Raw genomic sequence first — 5,298 nt, forward strand, 5'->3', positions numbered from 1 at the left:
CCATCAACGCCGGGAGTTGAACGTCGCTTCAGCTTGTAAAAGCTGTCTGTCAGCAGCGTCCTTGTGAGGTGATGAAACAGTGAAGTGAACTGTGTTCGGCGATCTTTTGCCGCGACTTGGCGTACGCGAAGCAAGCGTGACGTAGCACTGGTCCCGTTCTGAGCCGGGGTGCCGGCGTCCTGTTTCGCGTTCCTCTTGATTGAACCCCTTCCCTCCACAGCCTCCGCAGGGCCTTGCAGCCCCTTGTTCGGTTGCTTCTGCGGTACTATGAGTTCATCCGACTTCCCGGACTCTCGCAGGGTCGTGAGGCTATTGACCTTCACCATGCGGCCTCCACAGGCTGAGTGTGGAGGGTTGTCCGGGATCTCCCGAGTTCCGTACAGAGTGCTTATCTGCATGCTTAAGGTCTACGACTGCGGAAGAGTGGCCCATACCTTGCGGTTTGACGGTACGGGTCATGTTGCATTCTGCTTCGCTTAACAGCATCTGCCTCTCCAACTAATGATTTCGCAGCTCGATACTTCGCCTGCAGACACCCCTGTCAACACTTCACGGCGGCCCTTGCGGACCGTCGCGCATGACTCGGGGACGAAGCGGCCCGCCAGCCTTACCTCGTAGGGACTTTCACCCTGACACTCTGCCGATTTAGCTCGGCGTTCTAAGCCTGCTCCGGTCGGGACATTATTACATCGCTCCCATGAACCAAACCAAGGAGAGCTCATTGCCGCTCTACAAATTGTTGAAGGACTTATTGAAACAATCTATATAAACCCAGGCAAGTCACAATGGGCGGCCCTTCGGCAAGCCACCCATGGCAATGTGATCCATGCCGGGAACCCCCCGTTTCGATCTTTTTTACTGTCTCTGCAATTTTATTCATGACCAAGCTCCTCACCCTCTGAATCATTCACCGCTACCAGGTCGAGTCCCAGCAATACTTTTTTAGTATTGGACAAATCACCAATGACCCGGCGTGACGGCTTAGGCAATACCTTGATCAAGGTTGGCGTGGCGATGATGCGCTCGCCCTCTGCGAGTTGTGGATTCTCGAGAATATTGATGATCTCGAGGTGATATCCCCCGGCAAGCTCATTCTTGCAAATCGAATTGATGTTCTTGATCGCTCGATCTGCCTGGGGCGTATAGCCGGTGATAAACAGTTTGAGCAGGTATTTATTGTTCGACATGGTTGACGTTCTCCTGCATTGAATTTTGCTGTACAACCCGGTCTATAACGTCACAGCTAAGTAAACCGATACAATTTACTGTTAAACGATTTGATAGCTGATGATTCCCTTCATTAACACTGGGTCTTGGTATAATCGCGTGGGTAGAAAACACATTTGATGTGCAACAGGAATCTGCGGTGCCTGCTCTCAAACGCAAACGCCAGTTGTGGGATATGTACAAGTTTTCAGGCTTTCGGTCGGATCCAACGATGAGGCCAGCGCGTCGAAGCTCGATTGGCACACGCCTAAGTCGCTGGAGAAGCAATACAGCGCGGCGGCGTTGCGCAAGGAAGGCCAGACCTCGCCGAAGGACATCGGCATTAACAAACTCCCAAACCGTTAAGGCGGCACCTACCGCATTATTGTCATAAACCTCATCAGAGGCCATCTGACTGGTTTTTCGGGGGGGGTAGCGGCAAACCGCTCAGAGGCTGTCTCTGTAGCCCTGCAAACGTTAGAGGCATCGATTCTATAAAAAACCAGTGCGCCAGTCACAAGTGGCAACGGCTGATGCCATGCGAGAAATTCGCCGGAATGATTTATCGTCATTTGGATGGGACTGCCACTTAATAATGCACCTCCGCAAGTAAGCTCTCGCTCGACTGAGGGGGTCAATGTAACTGTATTCCCGAAATTCATGCAGCTACCCTGTTGCCGCACATGATGACGAACTGATTGAGTGCCGCCTTCCTGTACTGATTCGGCATGGCATCTGCCAAGCTGCGCTGTGTGAGGTTCTTCCAAGCCCTTTTGTATCCGCTTATTGCTGTCTTGTTGGGTGCGACGTTATCTCAAATAATCAACTTCGTTTCTTGATGGTTTCGCGCAAAGGTCTCAGTGTATTTATAGATTGTAATATATATAACCACAAATACTATATGGGCGATATTAAACAAATGTAAACTGCAGATCGCATGAGATCTACGACACAATTCCCCACTGGCTAGTACGCAACCATTGTTCCAATTCTTCTAATGGTATTGGCCGACTCATAAAATACCCCTGAACAATATCACACCCCGACACTTCCAGCATGTCCATAATCTCTTTATTCTCGACCCCCTCAGCAACGGTTCTCATTCCCATGTTATGGGCAAGGTCAATCGTGCTACGTACAATCACCGCATCATTGTCGTTTTCAATTAAGCCAAAAATGAAAGATTGATCGATCTTGATTTCATCGACGGGCAGTTTTTTCAGGTAGGCTAGCGACGAATAACCCGTACCAAAATCATCAATCGATAATGTAGTACCAATGTCATGTAGTTCGTTCAAGACCTTTAGAGCCTGCTCCGGTCGGGACATGATGGCTGACTCCGTGATCTCAAGGCACAGGTTGTGAGCACTGACCTGGTGCGTCTCCAGCAGTTTTTTAATCGTTTTCGGCAACTCAGGATCCAGCAGGTTACGGGTAGATAGATTGACCGCGATACTGAGCTCGATACCTTCTTTCTTCCAGTCGCGCAGTTGCGCAATCGCAGTCTCAAGCACCCAGAGGGTAAACGGCCGCATCAAGCCGGACTGCTCGACCATGGGGATGAAATCGTCAGGAGGAATCATGCCATCTTTCGGATGGGGCCAACGCGCCAATGCCTCTACCCCGATGATGCGCGCCGTTTTGACATCCACCTTTGGCTGGTAATAAATGGCCAAGGCCTTATCAGCAATCGCCTGGCGCAGTTCCCCATGGAGCCTGAGATGCTTCAGGCCAAACGGATCGCTTTCCTGATTGTAGACCGAAATGCTCACACCATCCTGTTTTGCTATTCGCATGGCAATGTCGCCGTGCTGCAACAACACACTAGCTTTGTCACCATGGTCGGGATAGAGTGCGATACCGTAAGCTGCTTCTATTTCCAGCGGGAACTCCTCGATGTTAATAGGCAACTCAAGCTGTTGCTGAATTTTTTCAGCGATGGCCTGCGCAAATTCAAGCGTTGCTCCCGGCAACACAACGACGAACTCAACATCACCCAGATGTGCCACAATATCCGAATCTCGACAGGCCTTAAGCAACCGGGCTGCTGCCATCTGTAAAACACGGTCGCCGGTTTGATGGCCGATAAGGTCGTTGATCGCGCTCAAACGGCGTATTGACATAACAATCAAGGCCAGTGGAACTGCTTCACGCTTTGCTACTCTCAGCGCATGCTCGAGCCGATCCTGTAACAATATGCGGTTAGGCAGATCAGTCAGCGAATCGTACAGAGCCTTGTGTTCCAGCTCAGCGATATATTTTTTGCGTTCACTGATATCCTGCACAATCGAGAGGAATACCGGCGGACGCTCCTCGTGCGACAATTGCGAACGCACTTCCACAGGGTAAGTGGTTCCATCTTTGCGATGTCGATCGGCCTCAAACTGGATTTCCTGTTGCTTCCCCTCACGCAGCGGCGCAAGCAGAGCTTCAAACTGTTCGAGGCTAAACTCGGGCACGAGATCCAAGGGCGTCATCTGCTGTAACTCCTCCAGCGTGTAACCCAGTTGCTGCTGCGCCCCCGCACTCACATCGACAAACTTCAGCGTGTCTGTACTAAATGCGTATATCTCGTTCCATGAGTGTCCCAGAATACGACCCATGCGCGTCGCGAGCTGCTCCGACTTTTTCTTTTCGGTGATATCGTGCAGGAAGGCGAGCGTGGACGATTTCTCCCCAAAAGCGATATCCACTTGGCGAAACTCTGCGAGACGGGGAACAATAGTCCCATCGTCGCGATGCGAGAGTATTTCAATCTCGGTGGTTTCTCCCACCGACATTGGCAAACCGAGTGGCATGCCTTTTAGTTGACTAGCTGGCCGCCCCAGCAAGATTTCGGCGGCCGGATTGGCAAACAGAACACTGCCATCAATATCAAGGATGAGAATGGCATCCGGGTTGTGCTCAATGAGTGCGTGCATCTGGTTTTTACGGGCTACGGCCTTTTTCTGATAACGCAGGGCCCCAATACCAAAGGCCAGGTCGCCAGCCATTTCGATAAGCAGACTCTGTGCCTCTGCGCCAAATGCATCCATTTCAAATGAATAAATGTTCAGCGCCCCGAAACATCCCTCGTTGTTAATCAGTGGCAAGGCCATGGATGAGCGATAATGATACTTACCCGACTGTTCGCGCCAGGGCATAAAATCAGGATGCACAGCGATATCATTCATCACTACCGGCGAACTGGTCCGGATCGCCGTTCCCGCCGGTCCACGGCCATATTCATCATCATCCCAGCTAATCGTGATCTCATCCAGATAACCCGTATCATCATCGGACGAGGCAACAGGACGAACACGTTTCTCGCTGTTCTGCTCAGCATAGCCAATCCAGGCAAAACGATAGCCACCCGATTCGGTCAAAATGCGGCAGACTTCCTGGTTGAGCGCATTTTCGTCGGTACTGTGAACCAGAGCCTGATTGACCCTGCGCAGGGTCTGCAGTGAGCGATTGAGGTTCAGTAAATATTGTCTATTTTCCTTGTTTTTCATGATGTTTTTTCATCCGTTCCTTGTCTTGCGTTAAGGGATAGAAAGCGCCGCACTCAGATCCTTATGCTCAAAGGCTGATGCCATACGATCAATTTCAGCTCGTGCGTAAGACTGAGTTGTGTAGCCTCTTCACGCCACGTTACCACTGCCTGCCCGACTTCGCCTGCGATAACGTGCGCCTTTTCTTCATCCAGTTCATTCATGGATTTGGCTTTCCTTGCGAACGGTTCCAGGACCTTGGCTTGGCGGGCATGACCTGCGCGATCCAGCAGATACCCAAGCCGGCGTACAGCGGAATTCTCGTAGGCCATGGCTGCTTTCGCCAGCTTGCGTGGATTGGCCTTTGCACCAAGGTCCTGAACAATCTGGGCCACGCCATTGATACCGGCGGCCTTGTGAAAGTAACGGGCACAATCCAGGAGGGTCAGTTCCACACCAGCCACCCTGGCGAAACCCGCCTCGCTTTTCATTTGCGCAAGCCAATCGGGCACGTTGGTTTTGGCCCCAATTTCATGAATTTAGGCCACACTCAACGGTACTCAGATCCATGAAGATCACTAACATTGATGTCGACGCTGCGCTGGCGGACGTCAGACAA

At 51.4% G+C, this 5,298-nt stretch carries 4 protein-coding genes and 1 pseudogene; 1 reads left to right on the top strand and 4 read right to left on the bottom strand.

Going from position 1 to position 5,298, the window contains the following annotated elements; all coding sequences use genetic code 11:
- Nucleotides 1-326, bottom strand: a pseudogene (locus A3OI_RS23500) (group II intron reverse transcriptase/maturase); the annotation flags it as partial.
- Nucleotides 327-872: 546 nt separating this feature from the next.
- Entirely contained in the window at nt 873-1,187 is a 315-nt protein-coding gene (locus tag A3OI_RS0118750) for a circadian clock KaiB family protein (RefSeq protein ID WP_018405740.1), read from the bottom strand.
- Between the two features lie 208 nt (nt 1,188-1,395).
- Between A3OI_RS0118750 and A3OI_RS22965 the strand changes: the two genes are divergently transcribed.
- On the top strand, nt 1,396-1,572 hold the full coding sequence (locus tag A3OI_RS22965; RefSeq protein WP_018405741.1) for a hypothetical protein: 177 nt from the start codon (nt 1,396-1,398) through the stop codon (nt 1,570-1,572).
- Between the two features lie 578 nt (nt 1,573-2,150).
- Here the strand turns inward: A3OI_RS22965 and A3OI_RS21360 are convergent.
- The gene (locus A3OI_RS21360) at nt 2,151-4,700 is read right to left on the bottom strand and encodes a bifunctional diguanylate cyclase/phosphodiesterase (protein ID WP_018405742.1); all 2,550 of its coding nucleotides are present in this window, start codon (nt 4,698-4,700) and stop codon (nt 2,151-2,153) included.
- 53 nt (nt 4,701-4,753) lie between these two features.
- Nucleotides 4,754-5,170, bottom strand: coding sequence for a type IV toxin-antitoxin system AbiEi family antitoxin domain-containing protein (locus tag A3OI_RS0118765; RefSeq protein ID WP_018405743.1), 417 nt, complete (start codon nt 5,168-5,170; stop codon nt 4,754-4,756).
- Nucleotides 5,171-5,298: the final 128 nt, after the last annotated feature.

Origin of the sequence: Marinobacter gelidimuriae, assembly GCF_000372805.1 — a bacterium.
Classification (GTDB): domain Bacteria; phylum Pseudomonadota; class Gammaproteobacteria; order Pseudomonadales; family Oleiphilaceae; genus Marinobacter; species Marinobacter gelidimuriae.